This is a genomic window from Salinivibrio sp. PR5 (assembly GCF_001996085.1).
GTDB lineage: Bacteria > Pseudomonadota > Gammaproteobacteria > Enterobacterales > Vibrionaceae > Salinivibrio > Salinivibrio proteolyticus.
The window spans coordinates 1-1,176 of sequence record NZ_MUFK01000097.1; the positions used below are offsets into that span (position 1 = coordinate 1).

Genomic DNA, 1,176 nt, shown 5'->3' on the forward strand with positions numbered 1-1,176 from the left:
GCTATTAGAGATAATAATGGGAATACGAAAGAAATTTAATAATAACTTGTTCTTAACCAAGCATTAAGATATCCGGGGGGGGCTCAGAATTTTGTTTTATTCCGATAGACTGTACCAAACACGATGACAATGACTAAACCGTTTTGGCTTTTCAGGTGAAACGTCACCGTCGGCAGATACGATCGCAGGAGTGATGGGAACCATCAGTCCAAAGGCATTACAAAAAGCCTTTATAGAATGGATGAAATCCTGTCATGAATTAACGGATGGCGAAGTGGTTGCCATTGATGGAAAAACACTAAGGGGATCATATAATCGAGCAAAAGACCAAGCTGCTATTCATATGGTTAATGCGTTCGCAACCGCAAATGGAGTGTGCCTCGGACAGTCGAAAGTAGACAGTAAGACAAATGAGATTACTGCCATCCCTAAGCTGCTGGAATTGCTCGATATTTCAGGTTGTTTGATTACCATAGATGCTATGGGTTGTCAGCACAAAATCGCACAGAAAATCATCGATAAAAATGCTGATTATTTGCTTGCCGTTAAAGGAAACCAAGGCAAGCTAGATAAAGCGTTTGATAATTATTACCGCCCGGCAATGCTTCAAAAATTTGATGGTGATAGCTATGCATCACAAGAGAAATCGCATGGGCATTTAGAAACACGATGTGCACTGATTAATACCGATTTAATTGTATTAGGTGATTTGGCTTACGATTGGCCTAAATTAAAAACGATGGGCATCATGGTGAGTGTTTGACAAGAAGGAAAACACGCCGAAGAGTCTGATATTTCGTGCGCTATTATATAAGCTCAAAAGCACTGACAGCGAAAGAGCTTCATGATGCCACGCGCTCGCACTGGTTAATTGAATCGATGCATTGGCAACTTGATGTTGGATTAAAAGAAGATGCTTGCCGAATAAGAGTCGATGATTGAGCGGAAGTTTTTGCACGAATAAGGCAAATGGTTTTGAATTTATTAAAGCAAGAGAAGAGTTTTAAAGCCGGCATTCAACGCAAGCGAATGATGTGCGCGATGGACCAGAGTACCTAGCGACCGCGCTGAAAAGCCTTTCGTGACGCGGGTGTTCATGCGTTTTCCGTGCAGTTGACTTCCTCTCGCCAGTTTGACCATGAGTGTTGCACTTATTATCTGAATTCAGAGTTACTA

General features: G+C 41.7%; 1 pseudogene. It reads left to right on the forward strand.

The annotated features are described in order from the left end of the window. Nucleotides 1-157 precede the first annotated feature (157 nt). A pseudogene (locus BZG82_RS16010) lies at nt 158-1,059 on the forward strand (ISAs1 family transposase); the annotation flags it as partial. Nucleotides 1,060-1,176 lie beyond the last annotated feature (117 nt).